The sequence below is a fragment of the Agromyces lapidis genome, assembly GCF_009749405.1.
GTDB lineage: Bacteria > Actinomycetota > Actinomycetes > Actinomycetales > Microbacteriaceae > Agromyces > Agromyces lapidis.
The window spans coordinates 103558-121367 of sequence record NZ_WBIQ01000010.1; the positions used below are offsets into that span (position 1 = coordinate 103558).

The 17810-nt window shown below is 70.8% G+C and carries 17 protein-coding genes and 1 pseudogene; 9 read left to right on the forward strand and 9 right to left on the reverse strand.

Annotated elements, in window-relative coordinates; all coding sequences use genetic code 11:
• Window positions 1–8: 8 nt before the first annotated feature.
• On the reverse strand, window positions 9–1391 hold the full coding sequence (locus tag GQQ93_RS16630; RefSeq protein WP_157425359.1) for a beta-N-acetylhexosaminidase: 1383 nt from the start codon (window positions 1389–1391) through the stop codon (window positions 9–11).
• Window positions 1388–2242, reverse strand: a complete 855-nt coding sequence (proC, locus tag GQQ93_RS16635) for a pyrroline-5-carboxylate reductase (protein WP_157425360.1) — start codon at window positions 2240–2242, stop codon at window positions 1388–1390. The genes GQQ93_RS16630 and proC overlap by 4 nt, the downstream gene beginning before the upstream one ends.
• 80 nt (window positions 2243–2322) lie before the next feature.
• Between proC and GQQ93_RS16640 the strand changes: the two genes are divergently transcribed.
• Window positions 2323–3285, forward strand: a complete 963-nt coding sequence (locus GQQ93_RS16640) for a cation diffusion facilitator family transporter (RefSeq protein WP_157425361.1) — start codon at window positions 2323–2325, stop codon at window positions 3283–3285.
• A complete protein-coding gene (locus tag GQQ93_RS16645; RefSeq protein ID WP_157425362.1) occupies window positions 3282–4034 on the forward strand; it encodes a glutamine amidotransferase-related protein in 753 nt (250 codons plus the stop codon). Before GQQ93_RS16640 ends, GQQ93_RS16645 begins: the two co-directional genes overlap by 4 nt.
• Window positions 4035–4133: 99 nt before the next feature.
• On the opposite strand, the gene GQQ93_RS16650 is transcribed toward GQQ93_RS16645, so the two are convergent.
• Window positions 4134–4919: an SDR family NAD(P)-dependent oxidoreductase gene (locus tag GQQ93_RS16650; RefSeq protein WP_157425363.1), complete on the reverse strand. Its 786-nt coding sequence runs from the start codon at window positions 4917–4919 to the stop codon at window positions 4134–4136.
• A 117-nt stretch (window positions 4920–5036) separates the two neighbouring features.
• On the opposite strand from GQQ93_RS16650, the gene GQQ93_RS16655 reads away from it, so the two are divergent.
• Entirely contained in the window at window positions 5037–5717 is a 681-nt protein-coding gene (locus GQQ93_RS16655) for a TetR/AcrR family transcriptional regulator (RefSeq protein ID WP_246192383.1), read from the forward strand.
• Window positions 5718–5752: 35 nt separating this feature from the next.
• Here the strand turns inward: GQQ93_RS16655 and tadA are convergent, their stop codons facing one another.
• Window positions 5753–6235 carry a tRNA adenosine(34) deaminase TadA gene (tadA, locus tag GQQ93_RS16660; RefSeq protein WP_157425365.1) on the reverse strand — a complete coding sequence of 161 codons (483 nt, stop codon included), beginning with the start codon at window positions 6233–6235 and terminating at the stop codon, window positions 5753–5755.
• Window positions 6236–6296: 61 nt separating this feature from the next.
• Between tadA and upp the strand changes: the two genes are divergently transcribed.
• Together upp and GQQ93_RS16670 are read left to right on the forward strand one after the other, a co-directional pair.
• A complete protein-coding gene (gene upp, locus GQQ93_RS16665) occupies window positions 6297–6929 on the forward strand; it encodes a uracil phosphoribosyltransferase (protein ID WP_157425366.1) in 633 nt (210 codons plus the stop codon).
• A gap of 496 nt (window positions 6930–7425) precedes the next feature.
• A complete protein-coding gene (locus GQQ93_RS16670) occupies window positions 7426–8220 on the forward strand; it encodes a winged helix-turn-helix domain-containing protein (RefSeq protein ID WP_157425367.1) in 795 nt (264 codons plus the stop codon).
• A gap of 33 nt (window positions 8221–8253) precedes the next feature.
• Here the strand turns inward: GQQ93_RS16670 and GQQ93_RS16675 are convergent, their stop codons facing one another.
• Both GQQ93_RS16675 and GQQ93_RS16680 read right to left on the reverse strand, forming a co-directional pair.
• Window positions 8254–9909, reverse strand: a complete 1656-nt coding sequence (locus GQQ93_RS16675) for a SulP family inorganic anion transporter (RefSeq protein WP_246192384.1) — start codon at window positions 9907–9909, stop codon at window positions 8254–8256.
• Window positions 9906–10283 (reverse strand): ArsR/SmtB family transcription factor, encoded by a 378-nt coding sequence (locus tag GQQ93_RS16680; RefSeq protein ID WP_157425368.1) that lies wholly within the window; start codon window positions 10281–10283, stop codon window positions 9906–9908. The genes GQQ93_RS16675 and GQQ93_RS16680 overlap by 4 nt, the downstream gene beginning before the upstream one ends.
• Before the next feature lie 253 nt (window positions 10284–10536).
• On the opposite strand from GQQ93_RS16680, the gene GQQ93_RS16685 reads away from it, so the two are divergent.
• From GQQ93_RS16685 to GQQ93_RS16700, 4 genes are all read left to right on the forward strand, one after another.
• Window positions 10537–10998, forward strand: coding sequence for a MarR family winged helix-turn-helix transcriptional regulator (locus GQQ93_RS16685; RefSeq protein ID WP_246192385.1), 462 nt, complete (start codon window positions 10537–10539; stop codon window positions 10996–10998).
• A 121-nt stretch (window positions 10999–11119) separates the two neighbouring features.
• Window positions 11120–12577: an anaerobic C4-dicarboxylate transporter family protein gene (locus tag GQQ93_RS16690; protein ID WP_246192386.1), complete on the forward strand. Its 1458-nt coding sequence runs from the start codon at window positions 11120–11122 to the stop codon at window positions 12575–12577.
• Window positions 12578–12656: 79 nt separating this feature from the next.
• The gene (locus tag GQQ93_RS16695; RefSeq protein WP_157425369.1) at window positions 12657–14006 is read left to right on the forward strand and encodes a M20/M25/M40 family metallo-hydrolase; all 1350 of its coding nucleotides are present in this window, start codon (window positions 12657–12659) and stop codon (window positions 14004–14006) included.
• Between the two features lie 16 nt (window positions 14007–14022).
• On the forward strand, window positions 14023–15336 hold the full coding sequence (locus GQQ93_RS16700; RefSeq protein ID WP_157425370.1) for an APC family permease: 1314 nt from the start codon (window positions 14023–14025) through the stop codon (window positions 15334–15336).
• Between the two features lie 340 nt (window positions 15337–15676).
• Here the strand turns inward: GQQ93_RS16700 and GQQ93_RS16705 are convergent, their stop codons facing one another.
• From GQQ93_RS16705 to GQQ93_RS18220, 3 genes and pseudogenes are all read right to left on the reverse strand, one after another.
• A complete protein-coding gene (locus tag GQQ93_RS16705) occupies window positions 15677–15976 on the reverse strand; it encodes a GNAT family N-acetyltransferase (protein ID WP_157425371.1) in 300 nt (99 codons plus the stop codon).
• Window positions 15973–16425 carry an Hsp20/alpha crystallin family protein gene (locus GQQ93_RS16710; RefSeq protein ID WP_157425372.1) on the reverse strand — a complete coding sequence of 151 codons (453 nt, stop codon included), beginning with the start codon at window positions 16423–16425 and terminating at the stop codon, window positions 15973–15975. The genes GQQ93_RS16705 and GQQ93_RS16710 overlap by 4 nt, the downstream gene beginning before the upstream one ends.
• Before the next feature lie 148 nt (window positions 16426–16573).
• Window positions 16574–17680, reverse strand: a pseudogene (locus tag GQQ93_RS18220) (hypothetical protein); the annotation flags it as partial.
• Between the last annotated feature and the right edge of the window lie 130 nt (window positions 17681–17810).

Below are 17810 nucleotides of genomic sequence, written 5' to 3' on the forward strand. Positions count from 1 at the left end.
ACGGGCGCTCACCCGTCGGTCGGTCGCGCCAGGGATGCCGTCAGTCGCTCGAGCTCGGCGAGCCGGTCGGCCCGGTCGCGCGGCACGCCGGGCACGCCGGGTCGCTGCTGGTCGGGACGCGGCCCGTCGACGGGCCGGAAGTCGACCCCCTGCTCCTCGAGCCAGGCGAGGTAGTCGGGGAGCCGCTCCGCGAACGGCGCCCAGTCGATCGGTCCGCCGTTCCAGGCGATCTCGGCGAACGCCCCCAGCCGCGGGAACACCGCGTAGTCGAGCCGGTCGCGCGTGTCGAGGTGCTCGGTCCAGACGTTCGCCTGCACGCCCGCGATGCGCTCGGCGTACCACTCGGGCGCGTCAGCCGGCACGGGGTCGAAGGTCGCGACGTCCTCGAGCGAGAGCACGGTGCCGACCGGGATCGGCTCCTCCGCGGCATCCGACTGCCGGTAGTCGAGGTAGGTCCAGAGGTCGGGGCAGAGCACGACGTCGTGCCCCAGCCGGGCGCCGAGCTCGGCGCCGACGGGGCCGCGCCACGAGGCGACCACCGCGTCGGGCGCGGGGTCGCGCCCTTCGAGCATCTCGTCCCAGCCGACGACGCGGCGCCCCTGCCCGCGCAGCCGGTCGGCGATCTGCGCGAGGAACCACGACTGCAGCTCCTCCTCATCGGCGAGGCCGCGTTCGGCCATGAGCTCCTGCGTGCGCGCGTCCTCGCGCCAGAGGCGCTTCCGCGCCTCGTCGCCGCCGATGCCGATGAACTCCGAGTCGAACACCTCGCACAGCTCGTCGAACACGGTGCCGACGAACTCGAGGGTGTCCGACTCGACGTTCAGCACCTCGTCGCTGATCCCGTAGCGCGTCCACGGTTCGGCGACGCGCGCCCGCACCGCGTCGGCCCCGCCGACGCCGAACTCGGGATACGCGGCGAGGATCGCCTGCGCATGCCCCGGCACGTCGATCTCGGGCACGATGCGGATGCCGCGCTCCGCCGCGAACCGCACGAGCCCCCGCAGCTCGAGCTGGGTGTACGAGCCCTCGTGGGGCACGCCGTCGAGCGTCGAGTGCGGCCCGTGGCCGAGCTGCGACTGCGAGCGCCGCCCGCCGATCTCCGTGAGGCGCGGGTAGGCGCGCACCTCGAAGCGCCAGCCCTGGTCGTCGGTGAGGTGGAGTTGCAGCACGTTGAGCCCGTGCGCGGCGAGCAGTTCGACGAAGCGCTCGAGATCGGCGATCGGGCGGAACCGGCGGGCGACGTCGAGCATGACGCCGCGCCAGGCGAAGCGGGGCTCGCCGTCGAGGCGGAGGCCCGGGGCGCGCTGGTCGAGGAGCGCGGAGCGCGTATCGAGACCCTCGTCGCCGTGGTCTCGATACGCTTCGCCACTCGACCGACGGACCGCGCTCACGCGCCGACCGCCATCTCACGGGCACGGGCGAGCGCGGCATCGGTGGCGCGGTCGAAGGTCTGCTTGAGCGCGGCCTCCTCGAGCACGGCGACGGCCCGCTCGGTGGTGCCCTTCGGGCTCGTCACCCGTCGGCGCAGCTCGGCCGGCTCCTCCCCCGAGGCCGCGAGCAGCTCGCTCGCGCCGCGGAAGGTGCCCTGCACCATGACCGCCGCCTGCTCGGGCGTGAAGCCCTTGTCGATCGCCGTGGCGGTGAGCTGCTCGATCAGGTAGAAGACGTACGCCGGGCCCGACCCCGAGATGGTCGAGAGCGCGTCGAGCTGCGATTCCGGCACGACGAGCACCTCGCCGACCGTCTCGAACATCGCCACGGCGAGCGCGAGGTCGGCGTCGCTCGAGCGCGTTCCGGCCGAGACCCCGGTGACGGCGCGGCCGACGACCGCCGGCGTGTTCGGCATCGAACGGATGACCGAGACCCCTGCCGGCAGCAGCGACTCGAAGGTCGCGACGGTAACGCCCGCGGCGACCGAGACGACGACCGTGCCCGGTTCGAGTGCGTCGGCGATCTCGCGCAGGAGGTCGGGCACCATCGCGGGCTTCACGGCGACGACCACGAGCTTCGCGCCGGCGACCGCGCGGCGGTTCGCCGCGGCATCCGATTCGGTGGCGTACGCGGTGACGCCGTCGACGCTCGCGAAGGCCGCGGCCTTCTCGGCGGTGCGATTCGTGGTGCGGATGCCCCCGTCGACGACGACACGCGGCTGGAGGAGGCCCGAGATCACGGCCCCGGCCATCGATCCGGCGCCGAGGAAGGCGATGGGGGGAAGGGTCACGGGCTCGTCGGCGGCGCTCATTCGACCATCCTAGGATTGTGCCCATGAGCGCATCCGGCGAGATGCGCAGAGCCAATCTCGACCATCCTAGGATTGTGCCCATGAGCGCATCCGGCGGCACCAAGGCAATCATCGCGGCATTCCTCGCCAACACGGGCATCGCCCTGACGAAGTTCATCGCGTGGTTCTTCTCGGGTTCCGCCTCGATGCTCGCCGAGGCCGTGCACTCGGTCGCCGACGCCGGCAACCAGCTGCTCCTCATCCTCGGCGGGCGCAAGGCCCGCAAGGCCGCCGACAAGGAGCACCCGTTCGGCTACGGTCGCGAGCGCTACGTCTACGCCTTCGTGGTGTCGATCATCCTGTTCTCTGTCGGCGGCATCTTCTCGATCTACGAGGGCGTCGAGAAGCTGACGCACCCGCACGAGCTCGAGAACGCCTGGATGCCGCTGCTCGTGCTCGGAATCGCGATCGTGCTCGAGTCGTTCTCGCTGCGCACCGCGGTGAAGGAGTCGAACCACGTTCGCGGGCGCCAGAGCTGGGTGCAGTTCGTGCGACGCGCGAAGGCGCCCGAGCTGCCGGTCGTGCTCCTCGAAGACATCGCGGCCCTGATCGGCCTCGTCTTCGCGTTCGCCGCGGTGACCCTCACGGTCGTCACCGGAAACCCGCTGTTCGACGCGATCGGCACGCTCATGATCGGTACGTTGCTCGTGCTCGTCGCGGTCGTGCTCGGCATCGAGACGAAGTCGCTGCTCGTCGGCGAGGGCGCGAGCGACGAGGACGTCGAGAAGATCGAGCAGGCCATCACGGCCGGCCCCGAGATCGAGCGCATCATCCACATGAAGACCCTCTACCTCGGGCCCGACGAGCTGCTCGTGGCCGCCAAGCTCGGCTTCGCCGCCGACCAGCGCCTGCTCGAGGTCGCGGCCGCGACGAACGTGATCGAGCAGCGCATCCGTCACGCGGTGCCCGCGGCGCGGGTCATCTACATCGAGCCCGACGTCTACGTCGAGCCGAACCAGCCGGCGCCGCCGACCGACGCGATCGTCATCAAGGGCCTCGAGTGAGCGACGTCGCCGGCGGCGGTCGCCGCGTGGCGCTCGTGCTGCGGCACGACTCGGCGATCGGCCTCGGCAACCTCGGCGCGACGCTCGAGGCGCGCGGGTACGAGATCGTCACGGTCGACGCTCCCACTGCGGATGTCTCGGCGCTCGACCCGCTCGACGCCGACCTCGTGATCGTGCTCGGCGGTGACGAGGCCGCCTACGAGACCGACCGCTACCCCTATCTCGCCGACGAGATCGCGCTGCTGCGTGCGCGCATCGCCGCCGAGGCGCCGATCTTCGGGGTGTGCCTCGGAGCACAGCTGCTCGCCGAGTCGCTCGGGGGCCGCGCCTTCAAGGGCGACCGCAAGGAGGTCGGCTGGCTGGCCGTCGAGCCGACGGCCGCGGGCGCTGCGTCGCCGGTGCGCCACTTCGCGGGCGTGCCCACGGTGCAGTGGCACGGCGACAGCTTCGAGCTGCCCGACGAGGCGGGACTCGTTCGCCTCGCGTCCTCGGCGCAGTACGAGAACCAGGCCTTCGCGAAGGGCGACTGGCTGCTCGCGGTGCAGTTCCACCCCGAGGTCGACGACGAGATCCACGAGGACTGGCTCGACGCCTGGGGCGACGAGCTGCCCGAGTACGGGCTCAGCCGCGAACGGTTGCGCGCCGACCACGCCGAGCACGGGCCGCGTGCGCAGGCGGCATCTGCCCGGTTGCTCGGCGAGTATCTCGACGCGCTGCCGACTCGCGCGAAGGTGCCCCAGCGCGACTGAACCCCGCGCCGCGGGGGCAGCGTTTCAGGAAGACGCGAGCTGCTCAGGACGTTTCTCGCGGAATCGTCCTGAGCAGCCGTCGTTCTCCTGAATCCGAGATCAGAAGTGCGTTCCGCCGTCGATGCGCACCTCGGTGCCGGTGACGAACGCACCGTCGCTGCTTGCGAGCATCGCGACGACCGAGGCGACGGTCTCGGGGCCGGCGAAGCCCTGGCCGAGCGCGGGCTGCAGCTTCATGAAGAGCATCATGTCGGCGTCGTCGGGCAGGCCGGGGCCCTGGCTCTGCTTCGACTGGCCCGAGCCGTCGGTCATGCCCGAGGAGATCGATCCCGGCTGCACCGAGTTGAAGCGGATTCCCTGCTTCGCGTACTCGGCCGCGAGCGCGTGCGTCATCGACTGCACGCCGCCCTTGCTCGCCGCGTAGGCCGCCATGTAGGGGTGGGCGAACATCGCCGAGGTCGAGCTGAAGTTGACCACGGCCGAGCCGTCGCCCTCGAGCAGCGCGGGGATCGCCTCGCGGATCACGAGGAACGTGCCGACGAGGTTGACGCGGATGACTTGCTCGAACGCGTCGAGGGTGGTCTCGTGCGTGTGCGAGGAGCGCAGGATGCCGGCGGCGTTGACGAGTGCGTCGAGTCCGCCGAGCGCGGTGACCGCGGCGGCGACGCCCTCGCGAACGGATGCCTCGTCGGCGATGTTCATCGTCACGGTGGTCAGCCGATCGGCGGCCTCCCCGGCCTTCGCGACGGTGTCTGCGAGGCCGGCCTCGCTGACGTCGGCGGCGACGACCCGTCCGCCTTCGGCGAGCATGCGCAGCACGGTCGCCTGTCCGATGCCCGATCCGCCGCCGGTGACGAGTGCGCGGCGACCTTCATAGCGGTTCATGTGTATCGACCTTTCGAGTGTTCGTGACGTTCTACTACACGTTACGCCTGTATGGCACAACGTGCCACCATGTCATCGAGCGACCGCGAACGGCGATTTTCGCGTACGCTTCGATCCGTGGACCGCACCACTGGCACCGCCCGCACCGCCCCCGCCCCCGCCCTCGCCGCGAGGCCGACGCCGACGCCGACGCTCACCGAACGCCGCAAGGCGGCGACGCAGCTCGAGATCGCGCAGGCCGCGGCCGTGCTCTTCGCCGAGCACGGCGCCGATCAGGTGACGGCCGAGACCATCGCCGCGACCGCAGGGGTGTCGCTGCGCACCTTCTACCGGTACTTCCGCACCAAGGAGGACGCGGTGGGTCCGCTGCTCGCGGTCGGAGCCGACGCCTGGCAGCAGGCCCTCGCCGCCTCCGCGCCCGGCGACCCGATCGCCGCGATCCCCACCATCATCGAGCACCAGCTCACCCCCCTGAGCGAGGTCGACCGCGAGGGCCTGCGCTGGATCCGCGGACTCCTGCGAGCCGCCGACGGCGACCCCGCGCTGCTCACGGTCTGGCACCGCGTCAACCACGACTCCGAGGTGCGCCTGCGCCACATCATCGCCGGGCTCGTCGACGACGCCGACCCCTTCGAGGTCCGACTGCTCGCCGCCGCCGCGACCGATGCCATTCGGGTCGGCCTCGAGGAGTGGGCCTCGGGCGACGCGCCCGAGACGGGGCCCGGATCGCCCGCCGACCTCGCGGTGCGCGCCTTCGCGCAACTGTCGCGCGGTATCACGCTCGCGCACGCGACGTAGCGCGAGGATCGAGCACGTGCCGCTCGGCTCGACGACTACGACGAGGGGCGGCGCAGCGGATCCTCGAAGAACTCGAGCAGCAGCGCCGCGGATGCCTCGGCCTCGACGCCGGCGTAGACCTCGACCCGATGGTTGAGCCGGCGGTCGCGCAGCACGTCGTAGAGCGAGCCGGCGGCGCCGGCCTTCTCGTCCCACGCGCCGAAGACCACGGTCGGCACCCGCGCGGCGAGGATCGCCCCCGCGCACATCACGCACGGCTCGAGCGTCACGACGAGCGTGCACCCCTCGAGCCGCCAGTCGCCGGTCGCCTCGGCCGCGCGGCGCAGCGCGAGCACCTCGGCGTGGGCGGTGGGGTCGCCGTGCAGCTCGCGCTCGTTGCGGCTCGACGCGATGACGCGGCCCTCTCGGTCGACCACGACGGCGCCGACCGGCACGTCGCGGGTGGCGGGCGCCCGGGCGGCCTCGGCGAGCGCGAGCCCCATCCATTCACGGTGGATCGCCGGCCCCGGTGCATCCATGCCGCTCTCCCCTCGCCGAACCCCTGACGGGAGCGGACCCCCGCAAACTAGAATCGAGCCTATGCGAGTCCACGTTGCCGATCACCCGCTCATCACGCACAAACTGACGGTGCTCCGCGACGTGAACACTCCGTCGCCCGTCTTCCGCTCGCTCGTCGAAGAGCTCATGACGCTGCTCGCGTACGAGGGCACGCGCAATGTGCGCGTCGCCCCGGTCGACATCCAGACCCCCGTGGCGCCGACGACGGGCGTGCGCATCGCCGAGCCGAAGCCGCTCGTCGTGCCGATCCTGCGCGCGGGCCTCGGCATGCTCGAAGGCATGGTCAAGCTCGTGCCGACGGCCGAGGTCGGGTTCCTCGGCATGGCGCGCAACGAAGAGACCCTCGAGCCGACGACGTACGCCGAGCGCCTGCCCGACGACCTCTCCGGTCGCCAGTGCTTCGTGCTCGACCCCATGCTCGCGACGGGCGGCTCGCTCGCCGCGGCGATGGAGTACCTCTTTCAGCGCGGCGCCGACGATGTGACCGCGATCTGCATCCTCGGCACCCCCGAGGGCCTCGAGGCGGTCGAGAAGGCGATGCACGGCCGCAAGGTCACCATCGTGCTCGGCGCCGTCGACGAGCGTCTCAACGAGCACGGCTTCATCGTGCCGGGCCTCGGCGACGCGGGCGACCGCCTCTACGGCACGGTATAAGCGCGCCCCGAGGCATCCGCTTCGCAGATTCTTCACCTCACGACACGCCGAGGCGCAGATCGACTGAGGAAGATTTTTCAGATTCGCATCTGATCGCAGAATCTTTCACGCGAGGCATCCGGTCGTCTGATTCCTCCGGATGCCTCGCGCTGACGCGCACCCACTGCGACGTCACACCCCGTCATCCCGGGGACATGAATTGACACATGCCCGGGCGTCGGATTTACTCGCACCCATGACTGACAACGCACGCACCCTGACCGCCCTCGGCGCTCTCAGGACGAACGACATGATGATGTCGTCGCGTGCACCCATGTGTTGTCGAATGTGCCGCTGACCGCGACCCCTCCGCCGAGTCACGCAGCCGATCAGCATCCCGATCGGCACGGACTCCACTGAACCCACCGGATCCCGGGGGTTCGCCAGGCCGCTCGGCCGTCCGTTCCGACCCCGCAGACCGGGGTCTCTTGCAGCACCCTCCACACAAGGATCCGTCATGTCTCTCGCACTCGCTCCCGTCCGCACCGCTTCCGTCCGCCCGGTCCAGGCCCGCACCGCTCCGTCGCTGTCGGCCGCCACCTCGGCCGCGCCGCTCCGCTCGCTCTCGAACGCCGCAGCACGCGACCTCTCCGCCGCTCCCGCTCCCGCCGCCGCGCCGGCCGGGCCCCGCGTCCGCGCCGTGCCCGAGGGCACCGAGGCCCGCGGCTTCGTGCTCTACGTGGGCATCGACGAGTCGAAGGCCGCCGAAGACGGAACGACCCTCCACCGCATCGTCGAGGCGCTGCGTGCGCTGACGGCCGAGGTCTCGCCCTCCTCCGAGACCTACGCCGCCGTCGCGCTGGCCCCCGAGGGCGCCGGCGGCCGCGACGTCGACGTCGTGCGCCTCGCCCTGCAGGACCCGTCGGCGCTCGCGAAGCAGCGCGACGGCCAGGGCACCCGCAACGACGCCGACCGCCACCCCAACGGCGTGATCATCGACATCTCGCGCAAGCGGGTGCTGCTCGACGGCGAGGCCGCGGGCCTCACCTACAAGGAGTTCGAGCTGCTGCAGTACCTCGTGCTGCGCGAAGGTCGCACGATCGACCGCCACGAGCTCATCGAGAGCCTCTGGGACGCCGACGACGAGGCGCCCAGCGAGCGCACGATCGACGTGCACGTGCGCCGACTGCGCTCGAAGCTCGCGCACTACCAGGACATCGTGCGCACGGTGCGCGGCGTCGGCTACCGCTTCGACCGTCACGCCGACGTGTCGATCCGTCAGGCGTCGACGCCCTCGCCCGACCTGTACTGAGAGTGGAGCGGCGCGGGCGATCCGCGCAGCTCGCTACTGCGCCGCAGCCCGCGCCACGTGGCTGCGGGCGTGCGCGACAGCGAGGCCCAGGTCGTCGAACAAGTGGTTCTGGTGCCGGAGGGACGACACCACGCCGACCCTCGTCGCGACGCCGAGGTGGTCGCTGCGGATTCCCTTCACGAGCACGGTGACACCGCGGCGCTCGAGCGCCGTGATGAGTTCGGTGATGACCTGCGCCCCCGTCGCATCGAGCAGTTGCAGCTGCGACATGCGGATGATCACGACCTCGATGCCACGGATGTCTCCGACGCGTTCGAGCATGCGCTCCGCCGCGCCGAAGAAGAGCGCGCCCTCGAGCCGGAACAGTGCGATGCGCTCGTCGCCGGGCTCGGCCGGCGACGGCAGCTCCTCGCGGTGCACCCCGCTCGAGCGCGACAGCGCGCGCAGCGCGAAGAACGCGGCGACCGCGATGCCGATGAGCACGGCGTAGATCAGGTCGAAGCTGACGGTGATGACGGCGGTCACGACGAATACGACGGCGTCCGACCTGGTCGAGCCGAGCACCGTGCGAACCGTCGCGACCGAGATCATGCGGGTGGCGGTGACCATGAGCACCCCCGCGAGCGCCGCGAGCGGGATCACGGCGACGACCGAGCCGCCGACGAGCACGATCACGAGCAGCAGCAGCGCGTGCACGACCGCGGCAAGCCGCGTGCGCCCGCCCGAGCGCACGTTCACGGCGGTGCGCGCAATCGCTCCGGTCGCCGGCATGCCGCCGAACAGGCCCGCCGCGACCGATGCGAGCCCCTGCCCGACGAGCTCCCGGTCGGCGTCGTACGGCCCGGTGTCGGAGATCGAGGCGGCGACGCGCGCCGAGAGCAGCGACTCGATCGCCGCGAGGGCGGCGACGGTGAGCGCGGCACCCGCGAGTCCGGTGACGGTCGCCCAGTCGCCGACCGGCAGCGCAGGCGCGGGCAGGCCGACGGGAAGTTCGCCGATCGTCGAGACGGGCGCCTGCACGAGGGCGGCGACCACGCTCACGACGATGATCGCGATGATCGATCCGGGCAGCTTCGGATGCAGCCGCGGCGCGACGAGCATGATCGCGGCGACGACGACGACGATACCGAGCGACCAGGCGACGGCCGGCCACTCGACCGCGGCGAGCGACTGCACGGCGGCGACCGCGGCGTTCGTGCTGTCGCCGGCCGCTGCGCCGACGGCTGCGGGCACCTGCTGCAGGAAGATGATGACCGCGATGCCGAGCGTGAACCCCTCGATCACCGGCCAGGGGATGTAGCTCACCGCTCGCCCGAGGCGGAGCACCCCGCCCGCGACGACGACCAGCCCTGCGACGACGCTCACGAGCGCCAGCACTCCGGCACCGTGGGACGCGACGATCGGCGCGAGCACGACGACCATCGCGCCGGTCGGCCCCGACACCTGCACGTTCGACCCGCCGAACACGGCCGCGACGACGCCGGCGACGATCGCCGTCACGAGGCCGGCCTCCGCTCCGGCACCGGAACTCACTCCGAACGCGAGCGCGAGCGGCAGGGCGACGATGCCCACGGTGACCCCCGCGACGACGTCGCCTCGCCAGGTGCGGCCGAGGTCGCGGTAGTCGGCCGCACTCGGCAGCAGGGCCGCGGCGGAGCGACCCAGCCGGGCGAGCCTCGACCCGGTCACGAGCGCACGCCCACGGCAGGCGGGATCTCGGGCAGGCCGGCGCGCTCGACGAGCTGCCGCTCGGTCGTCTGCAGGATCTCGCCGAGCAGCGCCCGGGCGACGCGCAGCAGGTCGGCGACCTGGGGGTATGCGAGCCGGTAGAACACCTGGTTGCCGCGTCGCTCGGCGACGACGAGCAGGTTGCGCTTCAGCACGGCGAGGTGCTGCGAGAGGTGCGAGGCCTCGAGCCCGGTCGCGTCGAGCAACTCCGAGACGGATGCCTCCTGGCCCGCCGAGAGCACCTCGAGCACCCGCACTCGCAGGGGATGCGCGAGTCCCTTGAAGAGGTTCGCCTTGACTTCGTAGAGCGGCTGGTGGGCGTCGGAGTGCGGCACGGGGCATCCTTCATTTGATGGATTGATGAATCCATCATCCGCCTGATCGGCCCGGCGGAAAAATCACAGAACGATAACTAGCGCCTGTTACCGATCCGTTATATATTCGGAAGTGCGCCGAACGTTTGCTGTGGCGGACGGCGCGGAATGTGATTGCAGGACACTCTTGGTGCAAGGGCGAGGGCCGGTCGTCAGCCTCTACGACCGGCCCTCAACCGTTTCCTCCGCCGATTCCCTAATGTTGGATGAGTCGATGACGAAGGGAGCCCCGATGGCCGAACGCGCACTCACGGTCGCTGCATGGGAGGCGCTCTTCCGCACCCAGGTGACGACCATGCGGGAGCTCGCAGCCGAGTTCCCGACCGAGCTGATGTCGCTGAACGAGTACGACGTGCTCTTCAACATCTCGCGTGCGCCCGGCCGAAGGCTCCGGCTCAAAGAGCTCAACCGCAACTCGCTGATCACCCAGCCGAGCATCAGCCGGCTCATCGACCGGCTCACCGCGCGCGGCCTCGTCGTGAAGGAGCCCGACCCCGACGACGGGCGCGGCACGATCGTCGCGATCACCGATGTCGGCTTCGCCCTGTTCCGACGCGTCGCGATCCAGCACATGGACGCGATCCACCGGAACTTCGCCGCCGCGCTCTCGGAAGACGAACTGCACGCCCTCGCCGATCTCAGCATCCGGGCGCGCCCCGAGTCCACGCGCGACTGACCGCTCCCGGCCCGTCACCACCAGACCCGAACGGGTACTGGACGACGACGACGCCGCCGCAGTACTGTCAGCCTAGGAGTACGCGCCTTGCACACTCCGGGAGTGAGTTCCAGTCCATCTGGTGGGGGATTCCATGGACATCGTGCTCGTGATTCTGCAGGCCGCCGTCGTCATCGGCGCGATCGTGCTCGGCGTTCGGACCGGCGGCCTCGGCCTCGGCCTCTGGGGCGTCGTCGGCACCGTGATCCTCGTCTTCGTCTTCCAGCTTCCACCGGGCTCCGTGCCGGTCGACGCCTTCTTCATCATCATCGCGGTGATCACGGCGTCGTCGGCGATGCAGGCCGCCGGCGGCATCGACTACCTGGTGTCGATCGCCTCGAAGATCATCCAGCGCAATCCGAAGCGGCTCACCTACGTCGCTCCGATCGTCGCGTTCGTGTTCACCGTGCTCTCGGGCACCTCGAACATCTTCTTCGCCCTGATCCCGGTGATCTACGAGACGGCGTACCGCAACGGGCAGCGGCCCGAACGGGCGCTGGCCTCCTCGACCGTGACCTCCGGACTCGGCATCACCGCGAGCCCGGTCTCCGCCGCGATGGCGGCCTACCTCGTACTGATGGACGGCACCGGGTACGGCCTGCCCCAGATCCTTCTCATCACCGTCCCTGCGGCGATCATCGCGTGCATCGCCACCTCCGCCGTGCAGCAGCGCATCGGCAAGGACCTGCTCGACGACCCGGTGTTCATGAAGCGGGTCGCCGAGGGCACCGTCGAGGTGCCCGCATCGCTCAAGGCGCGGTACGACGCGAAGGTCGGCGGCACCGCGGTGACCGCGGGTTCCGGCGGCACCGCGACCGGCGCAGGCGCATCCGCCACCGCGACCGACGACGCACCGCCCCCGCGCATCGAGCACCCGGTCCCGCCGGGCGGTGCCACCGCGGCCTGGATCTTCGTCACGGGCACGCTCCTGATCGTGCTGCTCGGGCTGTTCCCGGGCCTCCGCCCGGCCTTCCCCGACGAGGAGGGCGAACTCGTGCCGCTCGGCATGTCGACGCTCATCGAGATGGTCATGTTCTCGGTGGCCCTCGTCATCATCCTCGTGCGCAAGGTCAAGCCCTCGGTCGTGGTCGAGCAGCCGCTGCTGCGGGCCGGCTTCGTCGCGGCGGTGGCCCTCTTCGGTATCGCGTGGATGGCCGACACCTTCATCTCGGCGAACGAGGAGACGATCATCGAGCCCCTCGGCGCCATGATCGAGGCGAACCCACTGCTGCTCGCCGTCGCCCTGTTCGTCGTCTGCGGTCTCACGACCAGCCAGTCGGCGACCACCAACACCATGATTCCGATCGCCCTCGCGGCCGGACTGGCCCCGGGCATCATCACGGCGATGTGGCCCTCGCTCATCGGCGTCTGGCTGTTCCCGGCCAACGGCTCGCAGATCGCCGCGGTCGAGACCGACCTGACCGGCTCCACCAAGCTGACCCAGGTGCCCGTCTGGCACTCCTTCACGATCCCGATGCTCGTCTCGTGGGTCGCCGTCGTGGCATCCGGCCTGCTGATTCAGCTCGTCGTCCCCGTGTGATCCGCCGGGCGCACGGCGCACGCCGACCGTCTCGCCGCCGTGCCGGCGAGAACCGAACCATCCATCCGAGGAGGAACCCATGAACGACCCCGGGAACGTCTCGACCGCTGCGGCGCAACTCATGCCGGAGGTGCTCGACCGCCTCGGCGCGCTCGTTCGCATCCCCTCCGTCGCCTTCCCCGGATTCGATCCCGAACCGGTGCACCGGATGGGCGAGGCCGTGGTCGAGCTCTTCGAGGCGGCGGGGGCCGAGGGCGTGCGCCTCCTCGACGTGCCCGGCGGCTACCCGTGCGTCTACGCCGACCTGCCGGGGCCCGAGGGCTCGCCCACCGTGCTGCTCTACGCCCACTACGACGTGCAGCCGGCGCCCGAGAGCCAGGGGTGGTCGAGCTCGCCGTTCGAGCCGGTGACGAAGGCCGACGGGCGCATCTACGGCCGCGGGGCGGCCGATGACAAGTCCGGCCTCGTCATCCACTACGGCACCCTGAAGCTGCTCGGCCCCGACCGCCCGTGCCGCATCAAGATCCTCGTCGAGGGGGAGGAGGAGACGATCTCGCACCTCGAAGGCTTCGTCGAGGCGAACCCCGAGCTGTTCACGGCCGACGCCTACGTCATCGGCGACATCGGCCCGCAGCGAGTGGGTCGCCCGGGGCTCACGACCGCGCTCCGCGGCGACGTCGCGTGTACGGTGACGGTGCGGACCCTCGCGAACCCCGTGCACTCGGGCATGTTCGGCGGAGCGGCGCCCGACGCGATGACGGCGATGATCCGGATCCTCGACACCCTCCACGACGAGCACGGCGACACGGTGATCCCGGGGGTCGACAGTTCGGCTTGGAGCGGCGCCGACATGGACGAGGACGTGTATCGGGAGGGTTCGGCGATCCTGCCGGGCGTCGAGTTCCTGGGCACGGGTTCGCTGTCGGATCGCATCTGGGCGAAGCCCTCGGTGACAGTGCTCGGCATGGACCTGCCGAACACCGCCGAGGCATCGAACGTGCTGCTGCCGCAGGTCACCGCCAAGCTCTCGATGCGCATCGTGCCCGGCTCGGACGGCGACGCGCAGCTCGAAGCGCTCATGTCGCACCTGCGGTCGCAGCGGCCGTGGAACTGCGAGGTCGAGGTCGAGAAGGTGAAGGTGGGTCACGCGTTCGCGGTGGATGCCTCGAACCCGGCGATCGTCGCCGCGGAATCCGCGCTCGAGCAGGCGTACGGAGCGCCGGTCGAGAACATCGGAAGCGGAGCCTCCATCCCGCTCGTGGCGTCGCTGCAGAAGGTCTCCCCCGGCTCGGCGATCATCCTGTGGGGCGCGGAGGACACCGCGCAGTCGCGGATCCACGCCTCCGACGAATCGGTCGACCCGGGTGAGATCGAGCGCATGATCGCCGCGCAGACGCTCTTCATCCGCGGGGTCGCCGAGCGGGGCTGAAGGGCGACGGTGCCGCATGCCCGAGAACGAGGTGCCCGTGTCGGCCGAGCCGGGCAGCGAGAAGCGCATGACCGTGCTGCAGGCGACCTTCATCGGGGTCGGCTCGATGGTCGGCGCCGGCATCTTCGCCCTGCTCGGGGCGGCCGGGGCGGTCGCCGGCTCGGCCGTCTGGCTGTCATTCCTGATCGCCGGCATCATCGCCGCGCTCCAGGGCTACTCGTTCGCGAAGCTCGGGGCGAAGTACCCCTCGGGCGGCGGGATCCTGACCTACCTCTCGCGGGGGCTCGGCGAGGGGCACCTCACGGGCATCGGCTCGTGGCTCTTCTTCACGGCGGGCTCGATCGTCGTCGCGATGATCGCGACCTCGTTCGGCGGGTACGCCAGTTCGGTCGTCGCGGAAGGCGACCCCGTCTGGGCCAAGGTGCTCGCCGTCGCGCTCATCGTGGTGATGTCGATCTTGAACACGGTCGGCGCGACGGCGGTGGCGCGGGTGCAGTCGGTCATCGTGCTCATCGTGCTCGGCATCCTCGTGGTGTTCGCCGCGGTCACGCTCGCGAACCTCGACCCCGCGCTGCTGGCTCCGGCCGGCTACCCCGGTGCCCGAGAGATCGTGGCGAGCGTCGCACTCACCTTCTTCGCGTTCCTCGGCTTCGGCGTCATCACGTTCACCGCCAAGGACCTGCCGAACCCCTCCCGGCAACTGCCGCGGGCGATCTACCTCGCGCTCGCGATCGCGACGACGATCTACGTCGCCGTGTCGCTCGGCGTGTTCGGCACGCTCACGGCCGACCAGGTCGTCGAGTACGGCGCCACCGCACTCGCCGAGGCCGCGAAGCCCGCGCTCGGGCAGGCGGGCTACGTGCTCATGGTGATCACGGCCCTCTTCTCGACGACCGGTGCGGTCAACGCGGGCCTCTACCCGTCGATCGGCATGACGCAGCACCTCGCCTCGGTCGGGCAGTTCCCACCGGCGTTCGGGCGTTCCGTCGGGCGCTTCCCGGTCGGGCTCATCGTGATGGCGGCGCTCGCGACCGTGCTCGTGCTCGGGTTCGATCTCAACAAGATCGCCTCGATCGGCAGCGCGGTCGCCCTCCTCGTGTTCTCCGCGGTCACGATCGCCCACTTCAGGCTCCACCGCGAGACCGGCGCGAGTCTCATCATGCTGATCATCGCGCTCGTCGCGACGCTCGGCACCTTCGTCATCTTCTGCACGACCACGCTCGTCGAGGAGCCGGCGACCGCGTTCGCCCTCGTCGCGATCATCGTGCTGGCCGTCGTGATCGACTTCGTCTGGAAGGCGGGGGCGCGCCGGAAGGCGCCGCGCGCCTGAGTCCGCGCCGGCGGTGCCGCCGGCAAACGCGGGCGTGCTCACCGAGCGCGTGACGATGGGGTGGGAACCCTACCTCCCACCCCATCGCGGTCTCCTGAGGAGACCACCTCGCCGAGCGACCCGAACTGAGCTCGGCGAGCCTGACCCGAGCGATCGATAGGGATGATCCGATCGCTCGGCCGTCGAGGCATGACCGGCCGGTCCGGTCGGGTCGGACTCGGGTTGTGCTCGAAAGCGTAATCCTGTGTCGCCCGCTGCGCACTGCCCCCAACTGGGGGTGGTTGTTCGCCGGCGCCCGAACGGCCGGTGATCGGACGATCACCGGCCGTCGCGCCGCGGCTCAGGGCCAGTCGACGGATGCCTCGTAGTCGGCGTGCCTGCGGAGATAGGCGGCGATGAACGGGCACTCGGGCACGATGCGCTCGCCGCGCCCCACCGCGTCATCGAGCACGTGCCGCGCGAGCCGGCTGCCGATCCCGCGGCCCTCGTACTCGGGCTTGATCACGGTGTGGGTGAACACCACCCTCCCCGGCTCGAGACGGTACTGGGCGAAGCCGGCCCGCTCGCCGTCGACCACGAGTTCGTAGCGGTGCCGTTCGTCGAGTCGGGTGATCTCGACGACGCCCGCGTCGGCGGTCACTGCTCGACCGGTTCGACGCGGTCGCCGGCGGTCGAGGCCGGCGTCGAGGCATCCGACTGCTCGACCGCGATCTTGCGCGGCTTCGCCTTCTCGCTGACGGGGATCGTCACGCTCAGCACGCCGTTCGTGTAGTTCGCGGAGATGCGTTCCGTGTCGACGCCCTGGCCGAGGTTCAGCTGCCGCAGGAACGACGCGGCCTCGCGCTCACGGGTGATCCACTTGACGCCGTCGCCGGCGGCGAGGGTGCGCTCAGCCCGGATCGTGAGCAACTGGCCGTCCACGTCGATGTCGACGGAGCCGGGGTCGATGCCAGGCAGGTCGGCGGTGAGTACGTAGTGGTCGCCGTCGCGATAGAGATCCATCGGCATGCGGCGCGGCCCACGGCGGGGCTCGAACAGCGCGGACGCGACTCGGTCGAGATCGCGGAACGGGTCGTAGGCGGTGGCCATCTTTCCTCCTGATCGGTGTTCTTGAGTCAGCTCGACTCAACTCTCTACCGAACATAACGCGGAGCGCGTCGGAGGATTCCGGTTCGCCGTGCGCCGAGAGCGAACGGTCGCCCGGGTGGTGATGGCCCGAGGTCGTCGCGACGAGCGCGATGAGCCAGGCGAATACGAGCGCGAATGCGACGATCTCGAAGACCGTCAGGCTGAACCAGCCGAGCGCGTCGTAGCCCGCCATCGCCACGAGCTCGAGGGTCAGGGCCGCGTACGAGAACACGACGAGTCGACGAGGCATCCGTCGTGCGTACCAGCGCGCCCCGATGCAGAGGAACGCGAACGCGAGGGCCGCGCCGAGCGCGAAGGCGTTGTGGAGGTCTGTCTCCCGGTCGATCGGCACCGCGCCGACCCCCATGAGACCGAAGCCGACCAGTCCGATGAACACCCGCATCGTCGTGCGGGCCCCCCGCCGGATTGCGAAGCCGCCGAAGGCGAGCGCCCGGGTGAGCGCGCCCGACAGGCCCGCCATGCCCGCGCCCGAGACGGCCACGGCGACGTTGAAGCACGCCGCGGCGAGGTCGTTCGAGGTGCCGAGCGTACTGAAGTTGTGCGTCCACCAGTCGCCCGTCGGGGTGAGGCTCATGCTCGCGAGACTGCCGGCAGCGAGCAGCATCGCGACGAGGTTGAAGGTGCGGTACGCCTCGTGGTCGAGGGCGTGCCGGTGCAGGCGGTAGGTGCCGAAGCCGAAGGCCGCGCCGAGCAGGCACCCGATCGGGCGATGCCCGCCCGGCAGCGGTTCGAACGCCGCCGAGGTGAAGTGCACGGCGAGCAGGGCCAGTGCCGCCCAGGCGAGTCCGTTCGCGACCGCGCGCGGACCGGGGGCGAGTCCGGGCAGGCGCAGGTGCGCGATCGACGCGAGCCCGGCGTGCGAGGCCGACACGGCGATGAGCGCCGCGCACACCGCAGCCCCGCCCGCGAGTGCGGGAATGAGTCCGACGACGTCGAGGGCGCTCGCGGGGTCGAGCGCGGCGGGCGCGAGCGCGCGAGCGAGCACGATCGAGATCGCCACGGCGATGAGCACAGCGTAGAGCCGGCGCACGAGCGAAACGAGGCGCCCCGGATGACTCGTCGCCCGGCGTGCGGGCGCGACCTCCGGCCGACCATGCCACTCACGGTCGGCTGTGCTCGAGTGCATCGCGCCGAAGCACGACGTGAACCCCGAGTCGAACGAGGCGGGGATCGCCCCCGCGCACACACCCCTCATAGGTCGAACCCTCGATCAACGGGAACCAGGCCTGAGGCGAGCCTAGTGACGGCCGCCGATCCATGCCATCCCGGGCATGGCATCGCTGCCATGTTGCGCAGCGGATTCCCAGCCCGTGTCACGACCCCGC

Coding starts and splice junctions, on each gene's coding strand:
- proC (WP_157425360.1), bottom strand. CDS start 2,242: ATGAGCGCCGCCGACGAGCCCGTGACCCTTCCCCCCATCGCCTTCCTC.
- GQQ93_RS16640 (WP_157425361.1), top strand. CDS start 2,323: ATGAGCGCATCCGGCGGCACCAAGGCAATCATCGCGGCATTCCTCGCC.
- GQQ93_RS16650 (WP_157425363.1), bottom strand. CDS start 4,919: ATGAACCGCTATGAAGGTCGCCGCGCACTCGTCACCGGCGGCGGATCG.
- tadA (WP_157425365.1), bottom strand. CDS start 6,235: ATGGATGCACCGGGGCCGGCGATCCACCGTGAATGGATGGGGCTCGCG.
- upp (WP_157425366.1), top strand. CDS start 6,297: ATGCGAGTCCACGTTGCCGATCACCCGCTCATCACGCACAAACTGACG.
- GQQ93_RS16670 (WP_157425367.1), top strand. CDS start 7,426: ATGTCTCTCGCACTCGCTCCCGTCCGCACCGCTTCCGTCCGCCCGGTC.
- GQQ93_RS16685 (WP_246192385.1), top strand. CDS start 10,537: ATGACGAAGGGAGCCCCGATGGCCGAACGCGCACTCACGGTCGCTGCA.
- GQQ93_RS16695 (WP_157425369.1), top strand. CDS start 12,657: ATGAACGACCCCGGGAACGTCTCGACCGCTGCGGCGCAACTCATGCCG.
- GQQ93_RS16700 (WP_157425370.1), top strand. CDS start 14,023: ATGCCCGAGAACGAGGTGCCCGTGTCGGCCGAGCCGGGCAGCGAGAAG.
- GQQ93_RS16710 (WP_157425372.1), bottom strand. CDS start 16,425: ATGGCCACCGCCTACGACCCGTTCCGCGATCTCGACCGAGTCGCGTCC.